Annotated in this window: 25 protein-coding genes and 1 pseudogene; 18 read left to right on the top strand and 8 right to left on the bottom strand. The window is 61.5% G+C overall.

Annotation, left to right across the window (positions count from 1 at the left end; genetic code table 11):
* The first annotated feature begins 96 nt into the window (after nt 1-96).
* The gene (locus PQR32_RS16425; RefSeq protein ID WP_408228603.1) at nt 97-351 is read left to right on the top strand and encodes a hypothetical protein; all 255 of its coding nucleotides are present in this window, start codon (nt 97-99) and stop codon (nt 349-351) included.
* Between the two features lie 203 nt (nt 352-554).
* Here the strand turns inward: PQR32_RS16425 and PQR32_RS16420 are convergent, their stop codons facing one another.
* The 3 genes from PQR32_RS16420 to PQR32_RS16410 form a co-directional block, all read right to left on the bottom strand.
* The gene (locus PQR32_RS16420) at nt 555-839 is read right to left on the bottom strand and encodes a hypothetical protein (protein WP_408228600.1); all 285 of its coding nucleotides are present in this window, start codon (nt 837-839) and stop codon (nt 555-557) included.
* Nucleotides 840-1,066: 227 nt separating this feature from the next.
* The gene (locus PQR32_RS16415; RefSeq protein WP_408228598.1) at nt 1,067-1,216 is read right to left on the bottom strand and encodes a hypothetical protein; all 150 of its coding nucleotides are present in this window, start codon (nt 1,214-1,216) and stop codon (nt 1,067-1,069) included.
* Between the two features lie 178 nt (nt 1,217-1,394).
* The gene (locus PQR32_RS16410) at nt 1,395-1,613 is read right to left on the bottom strand and encodes a hypothetical protein (RefSeq protein ID WP_408228595.1); all 219 of its coding nucleotides are present in this window, start codon (nt 1,611-1,613) and stop codon (nt 1,395-1,397) included.
* A 660-nt stretch (nt 1,614-2,273) separates the two neighbouring features.
* Between PQR32_RS16410 and PQR32_RS16405 the strand changes: the two genes are divergently transcribed.
* The 6 genes from PQR32_RS16405 to PQR32_RS16380 all read left to right on the top strand — a co-directional run bounded on the left by PQR32_RS16405 (nt 2,274) and on the right by PQR32_RS16380 (nt 7,472).
* Complete coding sequence (locus PQR32_RS16405) at nt 2,274-3,053, top strand: acetoacetate decarboxylase (protein ID WP_408228592.1); 780 nt, start codon at nt 2,274-2,276, stop codon at nt 3,051-3,053.
* A gap of 19 nt (nt 3,054-3,072) precedes the next feature.
* Entirely contained in the window at nt 3,073-3,855 is a 783-nt protein-coding gene (locus PQR32_RS16400; RefSeq protein ID WP_408228589.1) for a 3-hydroxybutyrate dehydrogenase, read from the top strand.
* Between the two features lie 10 nt (nt 3,856-3,865).
* Nucleotides 3,866-5,173: a DUF3734 domain-containing protein gene (locus tag PQR32_RS16395; RefSeq protein ID WP_408228586.1), complete on the top strand. Its 1,308-nt coding sequence runs from the start codon at nt 3,866-3,868 to the stop codon at nt 5,171-5,173.
* A 412-nt stretch (nt 5,174-5,585) separates the two neighbouring features.
* On the top strand, nt 5,586-5,867 hold the full coding sequence (locus PQR32_RS16390) for a hypothetical protein (protein WP_408228583.1): 282 nt from the start codon (nt 5,586-5,588) through the stop codon (nt 5,865-5,867).
* A 159-nt stretch (nt 5,868-6,026) separates the two neighbouring features.
* A complete protein-coding gene (locus PQR32_RS16385; RefSeq protein WP_408228580.1) occupies nt 6,027-6,677 on the top strand; it encodes a DUF429 domain-containing protein in 651 nt (216 codons plus the stop codon).
* 174 nt (nt 6,678-6,851) lie between these two features.
* Complete coding sequence (locus tag PQR32_RS16380; RefSeq protein ID WP_408228578.1) at nt 6,852-7,472, top strand: hypothetical protein; 621 nt, start codon at nt 6,852-6,854, stop codon at nt 7,470-7,472.
* Nucleotides 7,473-7,506: 34 nt separating this feature from the next.
* On the opposite strand, the gene PQR32_RS16375 is transcribed toward PQR32_RS16380, so the two are convergent.
* The gene (locus PQR32_RS16375; RefSeq protein ID WP_408228576.1) at nt 7,507-8,145 is read right to left on the bottom strand and encodes an SEL1-like repeat protein; all 639 of its coding nucleotides are present in this window, start codon (nt 8,143-8,145) and stop codon (nt 7,507-7,509) included.
* 352 nt (nt 8,146-8,497) lie between these two features.
* Between PQR32_RS16375 and PQR32_RS16370 the strand changes: the two genes are divergently transcribed.
* The 3 genes from PQR32_RS16370 to PQR32_RS16360 are packed head-to-tail and all read left to right on the top strand — an operon-like array spanning nt 8,498 to nt 11,597.
* Entirely contained in the window at nt 8,498-9,418 is a 921-nt protein-coding gene (locus PQR32_RS16370) for an SDR family oxidoreductase (RefSeq protein WP_408228573.1), read from the top strand.
* Nucleotides 9,415-11,076 (top strand): acyl-CoA synthetase, encoded by a 1,662-nt coding sequence (locus PQR32_RS16365; protein WP_408228570.1) that lies wholly within the window; start codon nt 9,415-9,417, stop codon nt 11,074-11,076. The genes PQR32_RS16370 and PQR32_RS16365 overlap by 4 nt, the downstream gene beginning before the upstream one ends.
* Nucleotides 11,073-11,597, top strand: a complete 525-nt coding sequence (locus PQR32_RS16360) for an Lrp/AsnC family transcriptional regulator (RefSeq protein WP_408228567.1) — start codon at nt 11,073-11,075, stop codon at nt 11,595-11,597. Before PQR32_RS16365 ends, PQR32_RS16360 begins: the two co-directional genes overlap by 4 nt.
* A gap of 28 nt (nt 11,598-11,625) precedes the next feature.
* Here the strand turns inward: PQR32_RS16360 and PQR32_RS16355 are convergent, their stop codons facing one another.
* Nucleotides 11,626-12,036 (bottom strand): DUF2000 family protein, encoded by a 411-nt coding sequence (locus PQR32_RS16355; RefSeq protein ID WP_408228564.1) that lies wholly within the window; start codon nt 12,034-12,036, stop codon nt 11,626-11,628.
* A gap of 360 nt (nt 12,037-12,396) precedes the next feature.
* Between PQR32_RS16355 and PQR32_RS16350 the strand changes: the two genes are divergently transcribed.
* From PQR32_RS16350 to PQR32_RS16330, 5 genes are all read left to right on the top strand, one after another.
* Nucleotides 12,397-12,795, top strand: a complete 399-nt coding sequence (locus PQR32_RS16350) for a VOC family protein (RefSeq protein ID WP_408228561.1) — start codon at nt 12,397-12,399, stop codon at nt 12,793-12,795.
* A 110-nt stretch (nt 12,796-12,905) separates the two neighbouring features.
* Nucleotides 12,906-13,577, top strand: a complete 672-nt coding sequence (locus PQR32_RS16345) for a tat (twin-arginine translocation) pathway signal sequence (RefSeq protein WP_408228558.1) — start codon at nt 12,906-12,908, stop codon at nt 13,575-13,577.
* Nucleotides 13,578-13,655: 78 nt separating this feature from the next.
* Nucleotides 13,656-15,242, top strand: a complete 1,587-nt coding sequence (locus PQR32_RS16340) for a GMC family oxidoreductase (protein WP_408228555.1) — start codon at nt 13,656-13,658, stop codon at nt 15,240-15,242.
* A gap of 147 nt (nt 15,243-15,389) precedes the next feature.
* Nucleotides 15,390-15,740 carry a ribbon-helix-helix domain-containing protein gene (locus PQR32_RS16335; RefSeq protein ID WP_408228552.1) on the top strand — a complete coding sequence of 117 codons (351 nt, stop codon included), beginning with the start codon at nt 15,390-15,392 and terminating at the stop codon, nt 15,738-15,740.
* Nucleotides 15,741-15,932: 192 nt separating this feature from the next.
* Complete coding sequence (locus PQR32_RS16330; RefSeq protein ID WP_408228549.1) at nt 15,933-16,313, top strand: DUF5594 family protein; 381 nt, start codon at nt 15,933-15,935, stop codon at nt 16,311-16,313.
* 61 nt (nt 16,314-16,374) lie between these two features.
* On the opposite strand, the gene PQR32_RS16325 is transcribed toward PQR32_RS16330, so the two are convergent.
* The 3 genes and pseudogenes from PQR32_RS16325 to PQR32_RS16310 all read right to left on the bottom strand — a co-directional run bounded on the left by PQR32_RS16325 (nt 16,375) and on the right by PQR32_RS16310 (nt 20,398).
* Nucleotides 16,375-17,955, bottom strand: coding sequence for a methyl-accepting chemotaxis protein (locus tag PQR32_RS16325; protein WP_408228546.1), 1,581 nt, complete (start codon nt 17,953-17,955; stop codon nt 16,375-16,377).
* Between the two features lie 22 nt (nt 17,956-17,977).
* Nucleotides 17,978-18,737, bottom strand: a pseudogene (locus PQR32_RS42270) (methyl-accepting chemotaxis protein).
* Between the two features lie 269 nt (nt 18,738-19,006).
* A complete protein-coding gene (locus PQR32_RS16310) occupies nt 19,007-20,398 on the bottom strand; it encodes an aminotransferase-like domain-containing protein (protein WP_408228543.1) in 1,392 nt (463 codons plus the stop codon).
* Between the two features lie 352 nt (nt 20,399-20,750).
* Here PQR32_RS16310 and PQR32_RS16305 point away from each other — a divergent pair, with 352 nt between their 5' ends.
* The 3 genes from PQR32_RS16305 to PQR32_RS16295 are packed head-to-tail and all read left to right on the top strand — an operon-like array spanning nt 20,751 to nt 23,362.
* On the top strand, nt 20,751-21,233 hold the full coding sequence (locus tag PQR32_RS16305) for an MSMEG_0572/Sll0783 family nitrogen starvation response protein (RefSeq protein WP_054040483.1): 483 nt from the start codon (nt 20,751-20,753) through the stop codon (nt 21,231-21,233).
* 19 nt (nt 21,234-21,252) lie between these two features.
* Nucleotides 21,253-22,299 carry a Nit6803 family nitrilase gene (locus tag PQR32_RS16300; protein ID WP_408228540.1) on the top strand — a complete coding sequence of 349 codons (1,047 nt, stop codon included), beginning with the start codon at nt 21,253-21,255 and terminating at the stop codon, nt 22,297-22,299.
* Nucleotides 22,250-23,362, top strand: coding sequence for an MSMEG_0568 family radical SAM protein (locus PQR32_RS16295; protein ID WP_408228537.1), 1,113 nt, complete (start codon nt 22,250-22,252; stop codon nt 23,360-23,362). Before PQR32_RS16300 ends, PQR32_RS16295 begins: the two co-directional genes overlap by 50 nt.
* The last annotated feature ends 1 nt before the right edge of the window (nt 23,363 follow it).

The raw sequence follows: 23,363 nt of genomic DNA, 5'->3' as shown, positions 1-23,363 counted from the left end.
ACGGGTTGATGCAAACGCCTGAGCCAGGTTCGTTTTCTTTGGGGAGCTAGTACACGAGCATCCACTTTTAGCAGCCAGAAACCGCAGGAGAGCGTCATGTTTCGGTCCGCGCCAGTTGTTGCCAGCAAAACCGTCGGCGGCGAAAAGATTCACGCTGAATTCCTCAGCGATACGGGAAGACTGCGAATTATCGGCGGCGTAACGGTGCGAGCAGAATGGTTTCCGCCGCATTCCTGGTTTGCCATTGCATCCGTTGCGGGATACAGCCGATGGGGCACGCGGCCGGACGAGACCGACTTGCTGCGGCTGATCGAAAACTTCATGCGGTTGCCAGGACGGTCGGCTCTATGAACAGAGTTGTGAGCGCAACCGGCGATTGCGCCTTCCGACCGGGCTTAGGTACGGTTCTTCTGGCAGCGGCGTTGCCGCGAGATTCCGGTGTAGGAAGCAGACAAGGGGCCGCGGCCCTCGGTACCTGACGTAGCGAGTCGTTGCGAACATGTTGCCGGGCGCGCAGACCAGAAGCCTTCTGGCGCCGGCAAACTTTCAAGCATTTACTGCCCGGTTTTTTTAGCCATACTGTTGTCGTCGGGAGTCATGCCGGGCATATCCCTATGAGCGGTGTCCGCGCTTTTGCTCATGTCGCCAGGAACCCGGTTCCAGGGGCTCGAGACGGGCTCGCTGTGATACGTCATCCCTGCGGTTGCCGCACCGTGAGCGCCGCCGCTGCCATTTCCGCCGTTGCCATTCCCGCCGGCCTGCGCAAACGTCGCGGCGCACGCGCAGAGTGACGCGACGGCGACACGCGCGAACAGAACTTTCATCGTCAACGTTTCCATGGTATTTCTCCTTCGATGCAGGCGCGTTCGTCAGCCACGCCTAAGTCTTGTATGCCGCTAAAGGCTGACTGGTTGCGCAGCGGCAAATCGCAAGCAGCCACTCCAATGCAAACAGGGCAGACATTTGCTGCGTCCAGATGCGAGGCATGTGAGTGAGTCGGAGCGCGGCACCGAAAATGACAGCGTTGCGCTGAATTCGAGGCGCCTGAGCCTGAGCGCTTGTCCTGTTACTTCGGCATCAGAACCTTGTCTGCGACCATGATCGCGTTGTCTGCGATGTCTTTGCTCGGGTACATGGCCTGACCACCGACCGTGACCGCGTCGCTGGCAGCAAAGACGCCTGATGCCGCTGCAGACAGCGCGACAGCGACGAACATAGCCCTGTATTTCGCGGTGTACTCCCTCAGAGTTGCCACGCGTAATTGCGTGGGTCTGATCGCATATACGGAGAATATTCGCGACTGGATTCGAAAACCGAATGCTCACGATGACGCAGCCTTGATGCTGTCAGTAGGTCATGTCTCCGGCGTTCTCGCGTGTTTTGTGGCTGGTAGTTCAATCCATGGTTGCGACACGCTTCACATAAGCGTCAAGCTGCATGTCAATTAACGGCGTCACAGTCACCGCGACGGCTACATTACCTGACGCGGGCAATAAGCCAGCGAATGCTGCGATGCCGGTCCCGCAGACCACCGCAACACAGATAGCAGCGACGGCGAAAAGTGAAGACGCACGCGTTGGAATGGAATTAGCGAAACCCTGCAAGACGCTCATGATGGCAACCTCCCGTTGGCGCAGCCAGAGTTGCAATGACCGTGCCGACGGAGTGAATAGGTTCTGGACTGCCCTTGAGCCGGGGCGCCTGCCTTGTTGATGCCCGGCATGAGCGGACAAAAGGACGACTCGATGTTGGGTTCAGGCAAACATTTCAGCTTATATGCTGCCTTCAAAGCCAACACTTACGCGAAGCGCCGGGCTAGGAGCCTTCACAGGCCATGTGTCCGCCAGCGCTCATCGCCCAGCGATGGAATGTGCGCTTTCGCCCTGACAAGAAGCGCGGCCCGTTCAGAGTTCAAGGGTGCGTCCTCGTGCGCGTGCGCTGAAGTGCCTTGCGAGCGCGCCATTTCGTGCGACCGTTGGTCCAGACCCGCGCAGTGGCCAGGCAGCCACATGGCCACTACGCGAACCGCCGCGCGACTCCCAGTCGTATGCGTGGGTTCCCTTCGACGCAGAACACCGTCCTGCAACAATGTATTGCGAAGTTGGAACAGGTGGCATCCAGGCAAGCTTAAACACAGCACAAACCCAGGCGGGATGGGCACTTGACGCTTGACACGTCAGTCATGGAATCGCCGTCCGCCATGTGCGTTTCACTGAAACCCACTGTGACTTGCCTCTATGATGCTGCCTTCGCTATCCAACGGAAGAATTGTTGTGACACTCGATGAAATCCGCAAAAATGCCTTTGCAATGCCTGTGCACAACCCAGCCTATCCGCGTCCGCCATTTCGATTCCTCAACCGCGAATACTTCATCATTTCGTACGAGACCGACATCGATGCGGTTCGCGCGGTCGTGCCGGAGCCTTTGACGGTCGACAATGGTCTGGTCCACTACGAGTTCATCCGGATGCCAGATTCATCCGGCTTTGGCGACTACACAGAGAGTGGCCAGGTTATCTCGGTCCTGGATGAAACCGGACAGAAGGCCAGCTATACGCACGCGATGTACCTCGATGACGAAGGTCCAATCGCCGGCGGCCGCGAAATTTGGGGTTTCCCGAAAAAGCTCGCTTCACCCCGTTTATCCGTTGACGGAAAAGATACGTTGCTCGGCACACTCGACTATGGGACGCAACGGGTCGCTGCTGGCACGATGGGCTACAAGTACCGCCCGCTCGATATCGAATCTGAACGCAAGAAACTCGCGGACACACCCAATTACCTGTTGAAGGTCATCCCCCATGTGGATGGCTCGCCGCGGATTTGTGAACTCGTACGGTTCTACTTGCGCGACGTTTCTGTGCTCGGTGCATGGGAAGGCCCCGCTGCGCTCGAGCTGCACGCACATGCGTTGGCGCCAGTCGCTGATCTGCCGGTCAAAAGGGTAGTGGCCGCCAGACACGTCATTGCAAATCTCACCCTCGATGTGGGCGAAGTCGCTTACGACTACCTCGCCCCAGCGGAAGCACTGAAGCTTGCCGTGAACCAGTAATTCAGCAAGGAAGAACTCTATGTCGTTGCAAGGAAAAGTCGCGCTCGTGACGGGCGCCGCAAGCGGTATCGGTGAACAATGCGCACGCAAACTGGCTTCGGACGGCGCGGCCGTCGTCATTGCGGATCTGAATCTGGCCAACGCGCAGCAGGTCGCGGACAGTATCATCGCCGCGGGTGGGAAAGCACTTGCCGTGTCGATGGACGTCACAAGCGAAGAAGCGGTCAACGCTGGCATCGAAGAAGCAGTCGGCAAACTTGGCAGTATCGACGTGCTGGTGTCGAACGCCGGTATTCAGATTGTCAACCCGATTGAAGACTACGCATATTCCGACTGGAAGAAGATGCTCGCCATTCACCTGGACGGCGCATTTCTGACCACGAAGGCTGCTATCAGGCACATGTACGCGTCGGGAAAGGGAGGCGCCATCATCTACATGGGCTCGGTTCATTCACACGAAGCGTCGAAGCTGAAGTCGGCTTACGTGACCGCCAAACACGGTCTGCTGGGCCTTGCTCGCGTCGTCGCGAAGGAAGGTGGCTCGCGCGGCGTGAGAGCGAATGTTGTATGTCCGGGCTTCGTCCGTACTCCATTGGTTGACAGGCAGATTCCGGAGCAGGCGAAAGCGCTCGGCATTTCAGAGGCTCAGGTTGTGAAGGACGTGATGCTCAAGGAAACCGTCGACGGCGAATTTACCACCGTAGCCGACGTTGCCAACACGGTCGCGTTTCTGGCGGGGTTTGAATCGGCAGCACTGACCGGGCAATCGATTGTGGTCAGCCACGGTTGGTTCATGCAATAAGGAGCCGACAATGCGCCGCAGTCAACGCAATACATTAAAGCAACCGAATCAACTTGAGCTGCCTTCCTACGACGAAATCGGTTTGGTCTTGCAGGGCGGTGGCGCATTGGGCTCTTATCAGGCCGGCGTCTACGAGGGGCTTGCTGAAGTGGGTGTCGAACCCACCTGGATTTCGGGCATCTCGATTGGCGCCCTGAACACCGCCATCATCGCTGGCAACGCGCCAGAGGACCGGGTAGCGGCATTACGCGGCTTCTGGAACACCATCTGTCAACCGGCGGACTTGCTGGGACATGTTGGCGCTTTGGTGCCGACAGCGTTCGGGTTTCCAGACGTTGCCCGAAAGTGGTCGAGCATGTGGGCCGCCGCTCGCGCTTTGACTGAAGGTCAAAAGGGCTTTTTCGCACCGCGCTTCTCCGCACCCATCGCCGGCGTTGCAAAGAAACTGCCGAGTGAAGTGAGCTTTTACGATACGACGGCGTTGCGTGCGACGCTCCTCAAGTACGCCAATTTCGACCGTATTAACGACGGTGACGTTCGCGTCTCCGTTGGGGCGGTCAATGTTCGCACGGGCAATCTGGTGTACTTCGATAACACGCAAACGCGTCTCGAGCCAGAGCACTTTATGGCGTCTGGCGCGTTGCCGCCGGGCTTTCCCGCGGTGGAAATCGACGGAGAATATTACTGGGACGGAGGTCTGGTCTCAAATACGCCGCTTACGGAAATCGTTAGGGAATGCCAGCACAAGGATGCGCTGGTCTTCCAGGTTGACCTATGGAGCGCAGGAGGAACGCAGCCTGGCGATTTCCTCGATGTTGCCGAGAGGGCCAAGGACATTCAATACTCAAGCCGGACCCGCGCCATCACGGCCTTCGTATCGCAGAGCCAGAAGCACGCTCGCCTGATTAAGGAGCTGCTTGAACACATTCCAGAGAAAGTGCGGCGGACACACCCACTAGTCAGGCAGGCACAGAAAGTGGCAGATGGTGGTGCGGTCAATGTCGTGCACCTCATCTACAAGAACAAGTTTTTTGAAGGTCACTACAAGGACTACGAGTTCAGCAACGACACCATGGGTGAACATTGGGCGAGCGGCCTTGAGGACATTCGCCGCTCGTTCGGTAACCCGGACTGGTTCGAGATTCCAAGTCATGACCTTGGCTTTGTCACACATGACGTCCATCGTCACGAGACTGGCCCAGCTTCGGTTTCCGATACGTCCGAGTCCGTGCCAAAGACGCCAGGGCTAGTTGACGCGGTGGCGAAAGCGCCGTTAGACGCGCATTGGATAGAGTCGACAAATGAACGTCACGGGTGAGGATGCAGCCGGGTCCGAGACTCTCGACGCGCACGGAGACGCTGGCCGCGGGCGCCGTCGGGCGGGACGCAGTTGCGCAGATTCTTGCTGATACCGCGAGTGTTGCGCCGCGCGGCATCGCGCCTGGCATGCCACACGAGGTCCAGAACCAGCGAACGCCGGTCCAACTCGCCTGGACTGACGCAGCTTCGCTCGCCACTGCCAACACGCATTTCTTGTACGCTTCGACCAACTGCATATTTGCGGGCGACCGGGCATGGCAAAAATGGAAGTAACTCGAGATTGTCGTTTTGAACGGCCGAATGTCGAGGCGGTCGGCCTATGTTTACGACGCATAGCGGGCGCGTCAATGCAGCGCCTGGTCCAGCGGATATGAATTCGCAGAGTGTAGGTATCTTATGAGGTAAGTGCCATGGACCGTTCTGAATTCCTGCTGATCACGCGACAACTAGCAGCAGCGGCGCAAATTCTTGCCACGGCGGGTCCGCAGGACCGGCGGCCAGACGCGCTCCAGATGCTCGAACTCTTCCGTCGGTACGAACATCCTGATACCGCTTCGCATGTGGTTGCGCCATCCAACGACGAGCTGTTCGCGCGCACAGGCCACGCCGCCCTCACAATGGCCGGACGCAATGAGTTTGCCGCTTCGCACGCCCTACTTGAACAGGCCAGGTCTCTTCTAACCGTGGCATAAAATCAGCGGCGGCGAACTGGAAGCGGCCACCTACCCCTAGCTTGTCGCGGCAAGGCGCGGCATCCTTGGAATCGACTACTGATTGCAGCGTTTTCGACAGATTTAAAACATCATCGAATGGCACCGGGATAAGTGCGCTTCGCTGAAGGTACGGGAACTATGGAATCGCAACGAGCTGTAGCTGGAATTGACATTGGCGGAGAGCGCAAGGGACATCATCTCGTCATCCTGCGTGGCTCAGAGATTGTGTGCAACCTTGGCAAGCAGACGCCGGAATATATGCTCGAAAAGTGCCTCCAATTTGAGGTCGCTGCGGTGGGTATTGACGCGCCCTGTCTGTGGCGAGCCGGTGAGGCCGGAAGGCAAGCAGAGAAGGAGCTTGCACAGCGGCGAATCTTTTCGTTCGCCACACCGACTCGTGAACTCGCCGTGGCCAGTAAAAGCGGATTCTACGGCTGGATGTTCAACGGCGAGCGTGTCTATCAGGCGTTCGTACCACATTTCCCTCTATTTAATAACGAGGGGGAAATGGGCGACCGGGTCTGCTTTGAGACGTTTCCCCACGCCATCACCAGCGCCCTTCTTAGGACAGAAGTTGCATCTGCGAAGCAAAAGCGAACCCAGCGTCGAGAAATTCTCGAAGATGCCGGAATTGAAACAACCTCGCTGAAGTCTATTGACGAAGTGGATGCGGCAGTCTGTGCCTTGACAGCAAATTTCTTGCTCAAAGGACGAGTCGTGGCGTACGGCGATGAACTCGGTGGATTCATTGTCGTGCCTGCTCCCTCTGGCCACAGCAAAAACATCTAGGTCAGACCGTTTGCGATCGAGGTGGCACGTCTCGTGCGGCAGCACTGTCGGCGGTCTCGTGACCCCGTCGCGGGCACATAGGATTTCGCTCACGAACGACCGCAGTCTTGGCAAAGCAACGACGTTCAAGGAGGGCTGGTGTTTCTAAAGCGATTTTGGGCAGTGCTGCTGTCAATGACAGCTCTTGGTTCGACCGGTGCATGGGCGAGCGACATTCAATGCGCGACAACCCGGCAGCCAGCTGAACGCGTCATATGTGACCACGCCATTCTGGACAACCAGTACGACGATATCGTCGCCCAGCAGCAAACTTTGCTGAGTGCAGGGAAGCTATCGTCCGGGCAACTCGCCCAATGGAGGCAATCCCGGAACGCCTGCTCCGACGTCCACTGCATTGACACGGTGTTCGCGCAATGGAAAGCGATGGCCAAGTCAGCCGAAGCCAATACCGCCGCTGTACCGGCTCCGGTTATCGCCTCGGCAACGGCTTTGGCTCCTGTCGGACCTGCTTCTGATGCAGACGCTCTTGCTTCTGATGCGGGCGCTCTTCCTGCGTCGCAAGCATCGCCAACATCCGAAGCATCTCTGGTGCGTCAAGGGAGTGCGGCCGGTATCGCGCTCCCGCAACCTGTCGCGAGCCAGGCCTCTTCGCCAACTGTCGCTTCCGCTGCATCCGGCGCAAATGAATCGCACAGCGGGACCGGATTGGCCGTTGGATTGATTGGGCTCGTCGTCATCGCGATTGCGTCAGGCGCATTCGTCATTCGTCGAAAGAAGAGCGTCCGGCGCAGTTGAGAATCACACTGATGAGGAGGCCACGTGGCGTGATTTACCGTGAGCGGGCCCGCAATGCGTCCAGACGCGCGGCGCATTTTGGGTTCGAACCACCACGCTTGTAGGCCTGTGCCGCCTTGGTGCTGTCGGGGACGACGTCGCCGGGAGCACTCGTATCCCAGCGCCCCTCCCAATACAAGCCCAGGTTATACGCGGCCGACCGGTGTCCAAGCTCCAGGGCGGTGGCGTACATGTCCTTGGCCATCTCAAGGTCGGCGTTCATGCCACGACCAAGCCGCGCACTGTCGGCAATAGCCGCTGCCGCCATGCCACGCAGCGGGTCGCTCGCCGTCTCGTCCTTCAGTACGTCACCCAGAATGACGTGTCCGCCCTCGTAATCCGCGGGCCCGCCTGTCTCCGTGACAAGAGACAGTGCAAGCGCGACCCGAAGGGAGGGATGCCGGCCAGGGCCAACCCGTTCAAGCAGTCGCCGGCCGAGATAAGGCGCGCCCGACAACGGGCTTGTGAGCAGGCCATTCGCAATGGCCGCGATAGATTCAAGTGAAAGAAATCCGACCTTGTTTGCTGATACAACGTGCCGGAAGAACCTTTCCACGTCGAGTGACGGGTCGTTCTGTCGAAGTAGTGACCACTCGCGTTCAATCTGGCCCAACCAGCTGGAATCTACCGACATCAGATTTCGCGTCCTGTGGTGAGTGATGAGGACGATGATACCTCACCGCTCTTGTCGCCTGATGTCCCATGCATGGCGAGGCCGCATTCGCCGCGCCTTGAGTCGACGGCTTCCGTTAGTGCGAATAGCGATGGACCAAGCGCCTGCACGGGCACGCGGCGGAGACGGAGGAGGCGTTCATCGAGAGGTAGGTGGTAAGTTGTGTGAGCGAGAATTGAGTTTGGCTCAAAGATTATTCGATGAAAATGACGTGGTATTGGAAAGAAAAATTGTGAGTGCGCGCAACACGCGGACAAAACTTGAGCTAAACTCAGAAAACATCGAAAGCGCAGCACATGAAGGAGACACCCGAATGCCCGCAGCTTCGTCGAGTACGTCACCGCCGTCAAACGGCTACCGTTCAGTTTTCCGCGCAGGTCTTTTCGCCGGCAAGGTGGTCATCGTCACCGGCGCGGGGAGCGGGCTTGGCCGATGCACGGCTCACGAACTCGCGTCCTTAGGGGCGACCCTGGCGCTGGTCGGCCGAAGCGAAGACAAGCTGAAAACGGTGCAAGCCGAACTGGCCGAGGATCACCCGGCCTTCGCCAACGGCCATAAGCTTTACTCCTGCGACATCCGCAACGAGCAACAGGTCCGCGAAACGATCGCCTCGATCATCACGGATCTGGGCCGCGTGGACGGTCTGTTCAATTGCGCAGGCGGCCAGTTCCCAGCCAGGCTCGAAAACATATCGTTGAACGGCTGGGACGCGGTCGTGCGCAACAATCTGCACGGCACGTTTCTGATGTCCCGCGAGTGCTATACGCAATGGATGCAAATGCACGGCGGCGCGATCGTCAACATGCTGGCCGATATCTGGGGCGGCATGCCCGGCATGGGTCATTCGGGCGCGGCGCGGGCCGGCGTATGGAATTTCACCGAAACGGCCGCCTGCGAATGGGGCCATGCGGGCGTCAGAGTCAACGCGGTCGCGCCCGGCTGGATTGCGTCCGCGGGCATGGACAGCTACAACGAAGAGTATCAGGCGCTGCTGCGCACGCTGAAACACAGGGTCCCATTGCAGCGCTTCGGCACCGAATCCGAACTCGCCAGCGCGGCGGTCTTTCTGTTGTCCGAGGCGTCCGCGTTCATCAACGGCACGGTGATCCGCGTCGACGGCGGCGTGCCGAACGCGCGCCATTCGTGGCCGCTCGCTGAAGCGCAGCGTACGATCGAATATAACGGCTTCCCGCGCTATCAACCGCCGACGGGCTTGCAGGAGCAGACACGATGAATCTCGACGGCCAGACCTACGAATCGCTCGCGGCAAACTTCGCGTGGAACGTCCCGGCGCGCTACAACATCGGCGTCGACGTATGCGACAAATGGGCCGACGGTTCGGGCCGCCTCGCGCTGATCTACGAAGACGCCGAGGGCAACGCCACACGCTATACGTTCGACCAGTTGAAGGCGCTGTCCGACCGCTTCGCCAATGCGCTGCTCGCAGCGGGCGCGCAACGCGGCGACCGCATCGGCATCTTCCTCTCGCAATCGATCGAAACGGCGATCGCACATCTCGCCGCCTACAAGGCCGGCATGGTGGCCGTGCCGCTCTTCGCGCTATTCGGCGTCGACGCGATCGAACACCGGCTCGGCGATAGCGGCGCCGTGGCGCTGATTACCGATCGCGGCGGCGTGCAGAAGGTCGACGAAATCCGCGCGGCGTTGCCGGCATTGCGCAATGTCTTCAGCGTGGATATCGATCAGGACAACGGCGATCCGCAAGTACCCGTGCGTTCATTCTGGCAGTCACTGAACAGCGCAGCGGCCAGCTTTACGCCCGCCGACACCGGCGCCGACGATCCGGCGGTCATCATCTATACATCGGGCACGACCGGCAAACCGAAGGGCGCGCTGCATGGGCATCGCGTGTTGCTCGGTCATCTGCCGGGTGTCGAGATGTCGCAGCAGGGCTTTCCCGCGCACGCCACGCTGATGTGGACGCCCGCCGACTGGGCTTGGATCGGCGGCCTGTTCGACGTGCTGTTGCCTTCATGGCATCACGGCGTCGCGGTGTTGGCGCGCCGCTTTGCGAAATTCGACGGCCAGGCCGCGTTCGATCTGATGGCGCGTCACGCGGTCTCGCACACGTTTTTGCCGCCGACCGCGCTGAAGATGATGCGCGGCGTCGATCATCCCGAACGCTGGAGCCTCGCGTTGCGCTCGGTGGCAAGCGGCGGCGAATCGCTTGGCGAGGAATTGATCGGCTGGGGCCGCACGGCGCTGGGCGTGACGATCAACGAGTTCTATGGGCAAACGGAATGCAACGTCGTGGTGTCGTCGTGCGCGGCGCTGTTCGAGCCGTGCTTCGGCGCGATTGGCCGCGCGGTGCCGGGGCATCATGTCGCCATCGTCGATATGGACGGCAACGAACTGCCGCCGGGCGCAATCGGCGATATCGCGGTGGCCGCGCCCGATCCGGTCATGTTCCTCGGCTACTGGGGCAACGAGGCGGCGACCCGCGAAAAATTCCGCGGCAAGTTTCTGGTGACCGGCGACCTCGGCACGCGCGACGCGGACGGCTTCGTCCGCTTCGTCGGCCGTGGCGACGACGTGATCACGAGCGCCGGTTATCGAATCGGGCCGGCTTCGATCGAAGATTCGTTGCTGCGTCATCCCGCTGTTTCGATGGCGGCCGTGATCGGCGCGCCGGATCGCGAACGCACGGAGATCGTGATGGCGTTCGTGGTGCTGAACGCTGGCTTTGTCGGCGACGAGGCGCTCGTGCGCGAGATCCAGCAACACGTCAAGACTCGCCTCGCCGCGCATGAATATCCGCGCGAGATCCGCTTTGTCGACAGCCTGCCGTTGACGGCGACCGGCAAGGTGATCCGCAAAGCCTTGCGCGAGGGGCTCGGAGAAAACCGGGATAGTCCCACAGCAAAACGATGAGCGCCGGCCCACGCCCACCCTCGACTCGCAATGGCAGGGCGCTCCGGACGCCGGGCGCGCAACCGGGCGCGGCCTCGCTCGACGACACCGACCGCAAGCTGCTCGCGCTGCTTGCCGAAGACGCCACGCGGACTTACGCCGAACTTGGCAAACTGCTGTTTCTGTCGGCGCCCGCAGTCCACGAACGCGCCCGGCGCTTGAAGAAGGAAGGCGTGATCAAGGCCACCGTCGCCGCGCTCGACGCCGCGAGGCTCAACCGCCCGTTGCTCGCGTTCGTGCATGTCGATACGACGAGCTGGGCGGTGACGCGGCAACTGCTGGCACTGCAGGAGCTATCGGACGTCGAGGAGATTCACACCGTGACAGGCGAGAGCGCAATGCTGCTCAAAGTCCGTACGCGCGACACGCAATCGCTCGAACAACTGCTCGCGCGCATTCATGCGATCGAAGGCTTTACCGGCACGCGCAGTTATATTGCGCTGAACACCTATCTGGAGCGCGGTCCGAGTCCTGAACTCTGAGCCTTGAGCCTGAGCGAGGCGCTGCGTGTCACGCATGCAGTGAGAGACCTTTTACGGCTTTATCGACCGCCTTCTTCGGCCCGCGCACGGCAATGCCGACGAGGTCGGGGGCATCGGCGGGTTCGGCGCGGAACACCTCGCGGTTCGCCTGATCGTGGCCAGTCGCAAACATCGCGCGCACATACACGGCGCGCGTCAATTCGCGTTCGATGCCCTGGCGATACGCGCGCAGCAGACCCGCGTTGTCCGCCTGATACACCATCATCGGCTGGCCGAGCAGACGCGCGTGCCGGCGGCCCGCCGCGTCCTCGTACGGCTCGCCCATTGCCTCCGGTGCGGCGCCGGCGATTCCCGTCGCGAGAAACGCGGTCACATTGAGCTTTTGCCAGACAGCGAGATCGTCCAGCACGATGATCGCGACTTTCGTATCGAATTCCATAACGCACTACGCTCCACAGCATTCAGTTAGACACCACAACCGAATCTTATGGAAACTCGAGGCGCGTGTGCATGGCCACGAGGCAAAAACGAATGGGCTTCAGCGGATACGCGTTGGCACAACGTCGACGTCGGGTTTTGCCTAATGCCATTCGGCGCATGCTCGCTTGAACCGCTGCGCGTGCTGCAATGCAACCTGACGCGGCGTCATGTCCATCGCTGTTTGCGCCGTTGACGCGCGAACAAAAGCCCCGCAATCGACGCTCCCGCAACATAGGGCAAGTCCCTGGCGCGATTTAGCCGTGCATTACCACTCGCGTGGGCGGCCTCCTAAACTTGATTCAAACAGGAGGGGACACCGATGGCCAAACTCATTCACACGATGATCCGTGTGCACGATCTGCCGCGCTCGCTGCAGTTCTATCAAAAAGCTTTCAATTTCGACGTATCGCACCGGCTCGACTTTCCGGATTTCGCGCTCGTCTATTTGCGCAATGCGGAAGCCGACGCCGAGATAGAACTCACCTGGAACAAAGGCCGCGAGGAACCGTATTCGCATGGCGACGGCTATGGCCACGTCGCGTTTGTTGTCGACGATGCGAAAAGCGAACGGCAGCGTCTGCTCGATCTCGGCATGGCGCCCAACGATCTGCGCGAGTTTCACAACGACAACGGCGAGCTGTTGGCACGCTACTTTTTTATTCAGGACCCTGACGGCTACAAGATCGAAGTGTTGGAACGCTACGGCCACTATCAATAGTAAAAGCAACCCAGGCGGCCGCCGCGCGTAGTTGCAGTACCCCACAGCAACGATGCATGGGACCGGAGTAAGCGCTAAAGCGCCAATTCTGGTCGCCCAAGGAGACAGACATGAAGACAACGGTCATTCCGATCGTCGCGTCGGATCACGCACGCCATGCGCATGAGCATGAGCATCCCCATGAACATTCCCATGAACATCGCGCGGCGAAGGCGGCCGCGGCCGCATTGCGGATTCCGCTCACGCGGCGCGAACTATTGCGAGGCACGGGTGTGCTGATGGGCACGCTGGCGTTCTCGTCGGTGTTGTCGACGCTCGCGCCGAGCCGCGCCTGGGCGCTCGAACTGCAAGGGCTGGACACGCACCAGGGCGAAGTGATTCTGGCCTTCACGCGGCAGCTCTATCCGCACGCCACGCTCGACAACGCGGTCTATGCATTGGTGGTCAAGGATCTCGACGCGAAAGCGAAAGCCGATCCGGCGCTGCGTCAGCAACTCGCGGACGGCGTCAAGCAACTCGACGCGCAAGCCGGCTCCGACTGGCTCAAGCGTACGCCTTCCGATCAGGCGAAAGACGTCGCGTCGCTCGCGGGCACGCCCTTCTTCAACACGATACGCAGCACCGCGGTGGTTTCGCTATACGCCAACACCATGGCGTATGCGCACTTCGGCTACGGCGCTTCGGAAGGCGACGGCGGCTATTTGACCAAGGGCTTCAACAGTCTCTCGTGGCTGCCCAATCCACCGGCCGCCGCCAGCGGCCCGATCCCGACGGATAGCTAATCGCCATGACGGCTGCTAGTGCATGGGACCAGAGTAAGGCGCTAAAGCGCCAACTCTGCTCGACACCGGAGACAAGACATGACTCAGGACAACAACAAGGTGCGTTTTTCGCACAACGACGACAAGGTCGTCGTCATCATCGGTTCGGGCGCGGGCGGCGGCACGCTTGCCAACGAACTGGCGCAGAAGGGCATCAACGTCGTCGTGCTGGAAGCGGGCAAGCTGCATACGCAGGCCGATTTCACGACTGACGAATGGGGCTCGTTCCAGATGCTGTCATGGCTCGACAAACGCACCACGTCGGGCACCTGGCGCATCGCCAAGGACTTTCCGAATCTGCCCGCGTGGATCTGCAAGACGGTGGGTGGCACGACCACGCACTGGGCCGGCGCGAGTCTGCGTATCCAGCCGTACGAGTTCAAGGCGAAGACGACCTACGGCGATATCAAGGACGCCAATCTGCTCGACTGGCCGCTCACGCGCGACGAACTCGATCCGTACTACGACCGCGCTTCGCAGAAAATGGGCGTGACGCGCACCAACGGTTTGCCGGGCCTGCCCGGCAACAACAACTTCAAGGTGATGTCGGCCGGCGCGATGAAGGTCGGCTACAAGGAATGCAATACCGGTCATATGGCGATCAATAGCGTGGTGCGCGACGACCGCGCGCATTGCTTCCAGCGCGGCTTCTGTTTCCAGGGCTGCCGCACGGGCGCCAAGTGGTCGACGCTCTACACCGAATTGCCGCGCGCCCAGGCGACCCGCCATATGGAATTGCGCACGCAGGCCCACGTGGTGCGCATTGAAACCGATGCGCGCGGCAAGGCCAAGGAGGTGCTCTACTACGATGGCAACGGCAAATTGCAGCGGCAAAAGGCGCGCATCGTCGCGGTGGCGGGCAATGCGATCGAGACACCGCGGCTTCTGTTGAACTCACACTCGAGCAAATTCCCACAGGGGCTCGCGAACGGCTCGGGGCAGGTGGGCCGCAACTACATGCGTCACACCACGGGCTCGGTGTATGCGGTGTTCAACGACAAGGTGGATATGTTCAAGGGCACCACGATGGCCGGCATCATCGAAGACGAAGCGGTGTTCAATCCGCAGCGCGGCTTCGCGGGCGGCTACCACATGGAGACCGTTTCGCTCGGCCTGCCGTTTTACGCGGCCTTTCTCGATCCGGGCGCATGGGGGCCGACATTTGCCCAGGCGATGGATCAGTACGCGTACACCGCGGGCATGTGGATCGTCGGCGAGGATATGCCGCGCGAGAGCAATCGTGTGACCTTGAATACGGACGTGAAGGATCAATACGGCCAGCCGGTCGCCAACGTGCATTTCGACGATCATCCGAACGACGAAGCGATGCGCGAACACGCGTACAAGCAGGGCACCGCGGTGTACGAAGCGGCGGGCGCGAAGACGGTGTATCGCGTGCCGCCGTATCCGTCTACGCACAACCTCGGCACCGCCCGCATGAGCGCGCGCGCTGAAGACGGCGTATGCAACAGCTTCGGCCAGACGCATGAGGTGTCGAACCTGTTCATTTCGGATGGCAGTCAGTTCACCACCGGCGCGGCGGAAAATCCGACCTTGACGATCGTCACGCTGGCGATCCGGCAGGCCGATCACATCGCGGGGCAGATGAACAAACGCGCGGTATAAAGCAGCTCGACGGGGCGGGAGCGGCGTTCGGGTTCGATGCGATTGTCGAGCGGCGGATGCCGGCGTATGTTGACGAAGGCGGGCGGTGCGCCGTGGCTGCACGAAAAGCGCCACGGCGCGCGCGCCTGGAAACAGGGAGTTAACGTTATGTGTGGGATATACATCAACGCCGATCCGATCCTGTATGAATCGCGCACGCGCTCGTTGCGCATTCATGGCGTGATCACTACGGTCCGTCTGGAGAATCTGTTCTGGGACGTGCTGCACGAAATCGCCGCGCGCGAGAGCATGACGACCAGCCAGTTCGCCGTGAAGCTCTACGACGAACTGATCGCGCTGCGCGGCGAGATGCCGACCAACTTCGCATCGTTTTTGCGGGTGTGCTGTTTGCGCTATCTGTCGATGCGCACCGAGAAGGGCGCCAGTGCACCCGATGCGGTGCCCGAGCCGGCCACCGTGGCGAACGAAACGAGGCCGCGGATTCTGAAGACGGTTTGATGCGGGAGGGCAACGCGAAGCCGCAGCAGCACCGCCTCTTAATGTTGGGTCCAGGCGCGGATTATAGGAAACACCCACGAGGCGAACAAGAAATTCGCGAGCACGATGCATGTCGCGGCGGATACGCAGCAGGCGTGCGCCTGCGCGCGTGCTAGGATATCCAGCTCATCACGCATAAAGCTGGAGACCTGGATGCGTCCGGAGAGTGCCGCCCGTTTCGATGAAGAGTTCGCGCCTCGCATCGCCGAGGCTATTGCCGCCTGTTTCGCGACTACCGTGCATACCGAAGTGCTGCCGTACGGCGGCCACGGGCGTCCCACACGCGTGAGGATTCATGCAGTGCCCATCGAAGACATGGGACAGTACCCGTATCCGTTGAATCTGTATCTGACCTGGGACAGCGACGAGATCGAAAGACTGATGGGCGCGGAAGGGCCGTCGCGTTTCGCCGGCTACCTGGCCGCGTTGCCGCGCAAGCTCGCAGCCTGGGATCATGCGCGCGAACTGGATTTTCTCTCGCATACGCAGGCCGATCCTCTGGTTCTGATCGGCGGACTCGACTTCGAGTCGTAAGCGGCGCATTGCGCGCCGCTTCGTCCTCACACGACAACAGGCGCCGCGCGGCGCCGATCCCTCAAGCCGCGGCGCCCAGCCTGAAGAAACTCACGCTTTGCACCAGCCCCGATGCCTTGCTTTGCACCGCATCGGCCGCGGCGGCCGCCTGCTCGACGAGCGCCGCGTTGCTTTGCGTCACCTGATCCATCTGCGTGACGGCATCGTTCACTTCCGTGATGCCTGCTGCCTGATCGACGCTCGCCGTCGCGATCGATTCGACGATACGCGTCACGCTGCCGGCGCTTTCCACTACGCCGTCCATCGTATTGCTCGCGTGATTGATCAATTGCGTGCCGGCGTCGATCGTGGCGACCGACTCACGAATCAACGCCTTGATCTCGTGCGCGGCATCGGCGGAACGTTGCGCGAGACTGCGCACCTCGCTCGCCACCACCGCGAAGCCGCGCCCTTGCGTGCCGGCACGCGCCGCTTCGACCGCGGCGTTGAGCGCAAGGATATTGGTCTGCGCCGCGATCGCTTCCACCACCGCGATGATATCGACGATGCGCTTGGACGCCGCGTCGATCTGGCCCATCGTGCGCACCGCGTCGCTCATGACGGCGCCGCCTTCGCGCGCGGCTTGCGCGGCGGTTTGCGCAAGCGTCGTGGCTTCGCGTGCATTCGCGGCGTTGCGCTGAACGGAGACGGTAAAGTGCTGCATCGACGCGGCGGTTTCTTCGAGCGACGCCGCCTGTTGTTCGGTGCGTGCGGACAGGTCGAGGTTGCCCGCGGCGATCTCCTGCGTGGCCGACGAAATCGTAGTCGCGCCTTCACGAATCTCGCTGACGATATGCCGCAAGCGCTGGTTCATGTCGTTGAGCGCGATGAGCAACTGGCCGGTTTCGTCGCGGCTTACCACCGCCACGTCCGCGCGCAGATCGCCTGCCGCGACCGCTTGCGCGATGCCCACGGCCTGCCTGACCGGCAGCGTGATGCTGCGGCTGAGAAACCAGACCGCGAATGCGCCGACGCCGAGCGAACCGATCACGACCGACAGCAACAGCACCGTGGCGATCGTATAGGAGCGCTCCGCCGCTGCGCTCGTGCGCACATTGGAGTCTTGCGCCTGTTGCATCACCGCAGCGACGATGTCGTCGATCGCGGCGGTCGGCGCGCGGTCGATGCCCTTCACGAGACCGTCGACCACGTGCGCGGTATTCGGATCGGCGGCGTCGTAACGCTTGAGCGCGTCGAGGTAACTGTCCTGCAACGAGGCATGCGTGGCGAGCGCCTTGTCGACACCGTCCACGTTCGCACCCAACGCACTCAATTGCTCCTTCAGACGCAGCAGGGCGGCGTGCGTCGTGCCGCTTTCCTTGCTGAAGGCATCACGGTATTTGGCGAACGCGGCCGGATCGGCGCCGCGTAGCAACAGGTCCTTCCATTCCTGCACCTGCTTCTTGAATTCGACCTGGGCGACGCGCGCCGTGTCGGCGGCTTGCGCATATTGACTGAGCGATTGCACCGACTGGATTTGCAGCGCATGCGTTTTCGACAACGCGTGCCAGCCTTCCAGACCCACGATCATCGTCGCGGCTAACAACACCGCGCCGAGCAACGCCAATTTAACGGCGATCTTCAGATTTCTATAGAACGTCACTGCGATGCCCCACGTCTAGCGTTTAATCGAGTTTGAATTGCGTCACCGCGCTCGCGAGGCTCACCGCCTGGCTTTGCAGCGCGGCGGCGGCCGCTGTGGATTCCTCGACCAGCGCGGCGTTCTGTTGAACCATCTCGTCGAGCTGGCTGACCGCGCGGTTCACTTCCTGAATGCCGCGCGTCTGCTCGTTGGCGGCCTGGGTGATTTCGGAAATGATGGTCGTCACGTTGGCTACGTTGCTGACGATCTCCGTCATCGTCTGACCGGCCTGGCGCACCTGGCCCGAACCCGACGTGACGCTGGCCATGGTCGATTCGATCAACGCCTTGATTTCCTTCGCCGCCTGCGCGCTGCATTGCGCGAGGCTGCGCACTTCGCCGGCGACGACCGCGAAACCGCGGCCCTGTTCGCTTGTACCAGGGGCGGCCGGTCGGATCGTAGTCGGGCGGAATGCCGGTCGGGTCGGAGAACTTCGCCGTCTTGTCCGCATAGCCGACGTACACGTTCGTGAACTTGCCGGCCGCGGCGATCTGCTTCAACGCGGCGGACGGATCGCGTTGCAGCACCGCGTCCCGCAGCGAGTCGATCATCTGGCTGTTGGTGGCGACCCAGTCGCCGATACCGTCCGCGTGACCGCTTTCGACCGCGGTCAGGCTGCTGTCGATGGCATCGGCGTTGTACGAGTTGGCGACGACATAGTTGAGAACCGCGTTGGCGGCGAGCGCGACCACAACGATAGCGACGCACAGGGCGACGATGCGCGCGCGAATGGAGGTGAACATGTCGGGAGTCTTTCGGAGTGAGCGGTGAACCGGAGTCGGTGAGGCGGGGGCCTCACACGCTGTATACGGCTTGAGCAAGGGCGACTTGAGCGGCGAATGCTTTCAATTGCTCACCAACGGCGGGAGAGGCGTGCGGGACGGCGCGTCGACTGCCCGCGAAATATTTCTTGCGAGTTGGCTTTTTCAATGCGTGTGGAAACAGCGCTTCGTCGCGCGCTGGTAAGCGGCTTGCGATACGCTGTATTCATATGACAATAACGCTGATCGCTTCACATCACTGGAGAATGCAAATGATGCGGATGGTCGAGTGTCTCCGCCACGATGCGCAGCGCCTCTTCGCATTCGTCGCGCGTTTTCGACCCGCCGAGACAGACGCGCATGGCGTTGGGCGGATTGCCGTCGGTGGAAAACGCGGCGCCCGCCACGGCGGCGATCCCCTGATTGCGCAACTGCAACGCGAGCTCGGACGCGCTCCAGCCGCTTTCCACCGGCACCGGCAACCACAAATGAAAGCCATCCTGATGCGCTTCGTAAGGCCACGCTTCGAGCATGCGCGTGGCAATCGCCTGGCGGGCGCGCGACTCGCTGCGGATCGCGTTGAGCATGTCCGCCGCGGTGCCGTCCACGATCCACTGCGTCGCGAGCGTGACCGTGAACGGACTCGCCATCACGGTGGTGGCGCGCAACGCGCCGGCTAGCCGCTGCGTTTGTCGCGGCGTGGGCGCATGCAGATGCGCGACGCGCAAACCGGCGCCGAAGCTCTTCGACAAACCGGTGACGTAATAGGTCAGTTCGGGCGCGAAACTCGCGAGCGCATCGGGCGCGCTCTGCGGCAGCATCGCATAAGCATCGTCTTCAATGATCGGCACGCTGTAGCGCAGCGCCACGTCGGCGAGCGCCTCGCGTCGTTTGTGCGTGAGCGTTAGCGTGCTCGGATTCTGCAGCGTCGGATTGCAATAAAACGCGCTCGGCTTGTCGGTCTTGCAGAGCGCTTCGAAGGCGTGAGCGAGCGGCCCTTCATCGTCGCGCGGCAGCGCTTGCAGACGCACGCCGAGTTGCGCGGCGATCGCCTTGATGCCGGGGTAGGCGAGTGCGTCGAGACAGATCGTGCCGCCCGGCCGCGCGAGCTGCGAGACGAGTGCCACCAGCGCGCTATGGATGCCGGGGCACACCAGCACGTTCTGCGCGTCGCAATGCGGTACACGGCGCCGCAGCCATTCGGCGCCCGCGTCCTTGTCGGCCGCCGAGCCGCCGAAGTCCTGATAACGGAGCAACTGATAAGGATCGCTATCGGCCATCTGCCGCGCGGCGGATTCGCGCAGCCGCATCGCGTAGTCGGGTGGCTCGGGCGGCGTGTTCATCGACATCTCGATGCTGCTGCCGCCGGCGAGCGGCAAGGTGGCCGTGCGGCCGCGCACGAACGTGCCGCTGCCGGCGCGCGAATCGAGCAGGCCACGTTTGCGCGCTTCGGCATAGGCGCGCGCCACCGTCGTGTAGTTCAACGCGAGTTCCTCGGCGAGATCGCGCAATCCCGGCAAGCGGTCGCGCGGACGCAGCCGCCCGGTGGCGAGATCTTCTTCGATCAGATCGGGAATCGCGAGATAGGCCGGCTTGCGAATGTCGGCGAGACGTTTGATCCAGTGATGTGTCGGGCTGCTCATTGCCTTCGGGTCTCTATTCACGTTGAAAGAAGTTGATCGCATCCGCATGCGATCAATGATCGGATTGATCGACCGTGGTGAATGACTGCACCACATCGACACGTCGTCATGCGCGAATCGCACATGGCTGGTGCGATCAAGCCGCACCAACAGCGTTTGAACGGGACGTCTGGGCTATACGCAACCTTCGCGCCCAAAATTTTTTCGAGTCGCATTTCGAATCGAGACGGAATTGATTGCTGATTGATCGCATTCGCGTGGTCGATCAATGGCACGGCCGTTGCATTGGAAGAAGCGCGCACAGCTTGACCGCGCGCCCTCTTTTACTTAGCAAACCTGATCGGAGAGTGTCATGCCAGCCGTCAACAAACCGCTGCATCAGAAAGGCGATTACCTTGTCGACTACGAAGAGAAAGTCTTCGAAGACGTGAAAGCCGAACCGGGCGAGAAGGCGCTCGTCACGTTTCATACGGTCGCGTTCGAAGGCTCGATCGGTTTCGTCAATCTGTTGCAGGCAACGCGCCTGCAACGCAAGGGCTTCGAAACCTCGGTGCTGCTGTACGGGCCGGGCGTCACGCTCGGCTTGCAACGCGGCTTTCCGACGCTCGGCGACGAAGCGTTTCCCGGCCATCTGAACTTCAACAAGCAGTTGATGAAGTTCATGGAGGAGGGCGGCAAGGTTTACGCGTGCCGCTTCGCACTGCAGGCGCTGTATGGACACGGCGAAGCCTCGCTGATCGAGGGCATTCGGCCGATCAGCCCGCTCGACGTGCTCGACATCCAGTTGCTTCACCGCAAGGACAACGCGTTGATCATCCATACGTGGACGGTTTGACGAAAGACGGGTGACCACCATGTCCGAAAAATCGACCGGCAAGCGCATCGTGCGCGCCGCAGCGGTTCAGATCGCACCCGACTTCGAGCGCAGTGGCGGCACGCTCGAGAAGGTCTGCGAGGCAATCGAAAAAGCGGCGCGTGAAGGCGTGCAACTGATCGTGTTTCCCGAAACCTTTGTGCCGTACTACCCGTACTTCTCTTTCGTGCGGCCGCCCGTCGCGTCCGGCGCCGATCACATGAAGCTCTACGAAGAAGCCGTGATCGTACCGGGCCCGGTGACGCAGGCGGTGGCCGAGCTGGCGCGTTTGCATCGGATGGTGGTGGTGCTCGGCGTCAACGAGCGCGATCACGGCAGCCTCTACAACACGCAGTTGATCTTCGACGTGGATGGCCGGATCGTCCTCAAGCGCCGCAAGATCACACCGACGTTTCACGAACGGATGATCTGGGGGCAGGGCGATGCGGCAGGGCTTACGGTGGCGCACACGGCGGTGGCGCGCGTCGGCGCGCTTGCCTGCTGGGAGCATTACAACCCGCTCGCGCGTTATGCGTTGATGACGCAGCACGAAGAGATTCATTGCAGCCAGTTTCCCGGTTCGCTGGTCGGGCCGATCTTCGCCGAGCAGATCGAGGTGACGATCCGGCATCACGCGCTGGAGTCGGGTTGCTTTGTCGTGAATGCAACGGGGTGGCTCACCGAAGCGCAGATTGCGTCCGTAACGCCGGATACGAACCTGCAGAAGGCGCTGCGCGGCGGCTGCAACACCGCGATCGTGTCGCCGGAAGGCCAGCATCTCGCCGAACCGTTGCGCGAGGGCGAAGGCATGGTGATCGCCGATCTCGACATGGCGCTGATCACCAAGCGCAAACGCATGATGGATTCGGTCGGCCATTACGCGCGCCCCGAGTTGCTGAGCCTTGCGATCAACCGGCGTCCCGCGGAAATGGTCGCGGCGATGCCGGCGTGGCCGGCCGCCGCGAGCGCCGATTTCAATTCAACCGAAGGAGGATGCGATGAACGCCAGCGAGTCGCTGTCGGCGCAGAGCCGGCAATTGATGACTGAATTGCAGTCGGCCGGTTTGCGGCTCGTGTCGCCGGATGCGGGCGCGGCGAGTCGGCGCGGCGGTGCGGGTCCGTCGGACCACAAGGCGGTGACGGTGGACGGCGTGACGATCATGGTGCCCGTGCATACGAGCACCGCGTGGCACTCGCCATTTGTCGCGCAGACGCCGGATGCGAGCGGATCGAGCGCGCTGCTGCGCGGCACGATTCCGATCGCCAATATCAGCTTTCCGAAGGCGCCGCGTTTTTACGGCATGCAGACGCTCGACGGCGTGCCGTACTCGCATATCGCCGCATTGCATAGTGCCGACGTGCTCGCGACCACCGTGTTGCAAACCTGCATTCGCTACGAGAGCCGACGCAAGAGCTGCAAGTTCTGCGCGATCGGGCAGTCGCTCGCGGCGGGCCGCACGATTGCGCGCAAGACGCCTGAGCAACTCGCGGAAGTGGCGCGCGCAGCCGTGTTGCTCGACGGCGTGAAGCATATGGTGCTGACCACCGGCACACCCCCCACGCCGGATCGTGGCGCGCGGATTCTGTGCGAGAGCGCGTTCGCGATCAAGGCCGCGGTCGATCTGCCGATCCAGGCGCAATGCGAGCCACCCGACGAGGACCACTGGTTCGCGCGTATGAAAGCGAGCGGCATCGACACGCTCGGCATGCATCTCGAAGTCGTGACGCCCGCCTTGCGCGAACGCATCATGCCGGGCAAGGCGAGTGTGCCGCTGGCGCGCTACATGGAAGCGTTCAGGTCGGCAGTGGCCGTGTTCGGGCGCGGACAGGTCAGCACGTACATTCTCGCCGGACTCGGCGATAGCGCGGAAGCCATTCTGGCGATGTCGCGCGAACTGATCGATCTCGGCGTCTATCCGTTCGTCGTGCCGTTCGTGCCGATCAGCGGCACGCCACTCGAAGATCATCCGGCGCCCACGCCCGAATTCATGAAGTCGGTGTTGCAGCCGCTCGGCGGCATGCTCAATGCCGCGGCCATGCGTTCGAGCGATATCAAGGCGGGCTGCGGCAAATGCGGCGCGTGTTCGTCGCTGTCATCGTACGAGGAGTGAT

Origin of the sequence: Paraburkholderia dipogonis, assembly GCF_046027395.1 — a bacterium.
In the GTDB taxonomy this organism is placed as follows: Bacteria; Pseudomonadota; Gammaproteobacteria; order Burkholderiales; family Burkholderiaceae; genus Paraburkholderia; species Paraburkholderia dipogonis_A.
Note: the sequence above shows the minus strand (reverse complement) of the source record. Positions and strands in the feature narration are given on the sequence as shown.

Excerpts from the sequence above, each read along its gene's own strand:
- PQR32_RS16425 (WP_408228603.1), top strand. The coding sequence starts at position 97 with ATGTTTCGGTCCGCGCCAGTTGTTGCCAGCAAAACCGTCGGCGGCGAA.
- PQR32_RS16420 (WP_408228600.1), bottom strand. The coding sequence starts at position 839 with ATGGAAACGTTGACGATGAAAGTTCTGTTCGCGCGTGTCGCCGTCGCG.
- PQR32_RS16415 (WP_408228598.1), bottom strand. The coding sequence starts at position 1,216 with ATGTTCGTCGCTGTCGCGCTGTCTGCAGCGGCATCAGGCGTCTTTGCT.
- PQR32_RS16410 (WP_408228595.1), bottom strand. The coding sequence starts at position 1,613 with ATGAGCGTCTTGCAGGGTTTCGCTAATTCCATTCCAACGCGTGCGTCT.
- PQR32_RS16400 (WP_408228589.1), top strand. The coding sequence starts at position 3,073 with ATGTCGTTGCAAGGAAAAGTCGCGCTCGTGACGGGCGCCGCAAGCGGT.
- PQR32_RS16395 (WP_408228586.1), top strand. The coding sequence starts at position 3,866 with ATGCGCCGCAGTCAACGCAATACATTAAAGCAACCGAATCAACTTGAG.
- PQR32_RS16390 (WP_408228583.1), top strand. The coding sequence starts at position 5,586 with ATGGACCGTTCTGAATTCCTGCTGATCACGCGACAACTAGCAGCAGCG.
- PQR32_RS16385 (WP_408228580.1), top strand. The coding sequence starts at position 6,027 with ATGGAATCGCAACGAGCTGTAGCTGGAATTGACATTGGCGGAGAGCGC.
- PQR32_RS16380 (WP_408228578.1), top strand. The coding sequence starts at position 6,852 with ATGACAGCTCTTGGTTCGACCGGTGCATGGGCGAGCGACATTCAATGC.
- PQR32_RS16375 (WP_408228576.1), bottom strand. The coding sequence starts at position 8,145 with ATGTCGGTAGATTCCAGCTGGTTGGGCCAGATTGAACGCGAGTGGTCA.
- PQR32_RS16370 (WP_408228573.1), top strand. The coding sequence starts at position 8,498 with ATGCCCGCAGCTTCGTCGAGTACGTCACCGCCGTCAAACGGCTACCGT.
- PQR32_RS16365 (WP_408228570.1), top strand. The coding sequence starts at position 9,415 with ATGAATCTCGACGGCCAGACCTACGAATCGCTCGCGGCAAACTTCGCG.
- PQR32_RS16360 (WP_408228567.1), top strand. The coding sequence starts at position 11,073 with ATGAGCGCCGGCCCACGCCCACCCTCGACTCGCAATGGCAGGGCGCTC.
- PQR32_RS16355 (WP_408228564.1), bottom strand. The coding sequence starts at position 12,036 with ATGGAATTCGATACGAAAGTCGCGATCATCGTGCTGGACGATCTCGCT.
- PQR32_RS16350 (WP_408228561.1), top strand. The coding sequence starts at position 12,397 with ATGGCCAAACTCATTCACACGATGATCCGTGTGCACGATCTGCCGCGC.
- PQR32_RS16345 (WP_408228558.1), top strand. The coding sequence starts at position 12,906 with ATGAAGACAACGGTCATTCCGATCGTCGCGTCGGATCACGCACGCCAT.
- PQR32_RS16340 (WP_408228555.1), top strand. The coding sequence starts at position 13,656 with ATGACTCAGGACAACAACAAGGTGCGTTTTTCGCACAACGACGACAAG.
- PQR32_RS16335 (WP_408228552.1), top strand. The coding sequence starts at position 15,390 with ATGTGTGGGATATACATCAACGCCGATCCGATCCTGTATGAATCGCGC.
- PQR32_RS16330 (WP_408228549.1), top strand. The coding sequence starts at position 15,933 with ATGCGTCCGGAGAGTGCCGCCCGTTTCGATGAAGAGTTCGCGCCTCGC.
- PQR32_RS16310 (WP_408228543.1), bottom strand. The coding sequence starts at position 20,398 with ATGAGCAGCCCGACACATCACTGGATCAAACGTCTCGCCGACATTCGC.
- PQR32_RS16305 (WP_054040483.1), top strand. The coding sequence starts at position 20,751 with ATGCCAGCCGTCAACAAACCGCTGCATCAGAAAGGCGATTACCTTGTC.
- PQR32_RS16300 (WP_408228540.1), top strand. The coding sequence starts at position 21,253 with ATGTCCGAAAAATCGACCGGCAAGCGCATCGTGCGCGCCGCAGCGGTT.
- PQR32_RS16295 (WP_408228537.1), top strand. The coding sequence starts at position 22,250 with ATGAACGCCAGCGAGTCGCTGTCGGCGCAGAGCCGGCAATTGATGACT.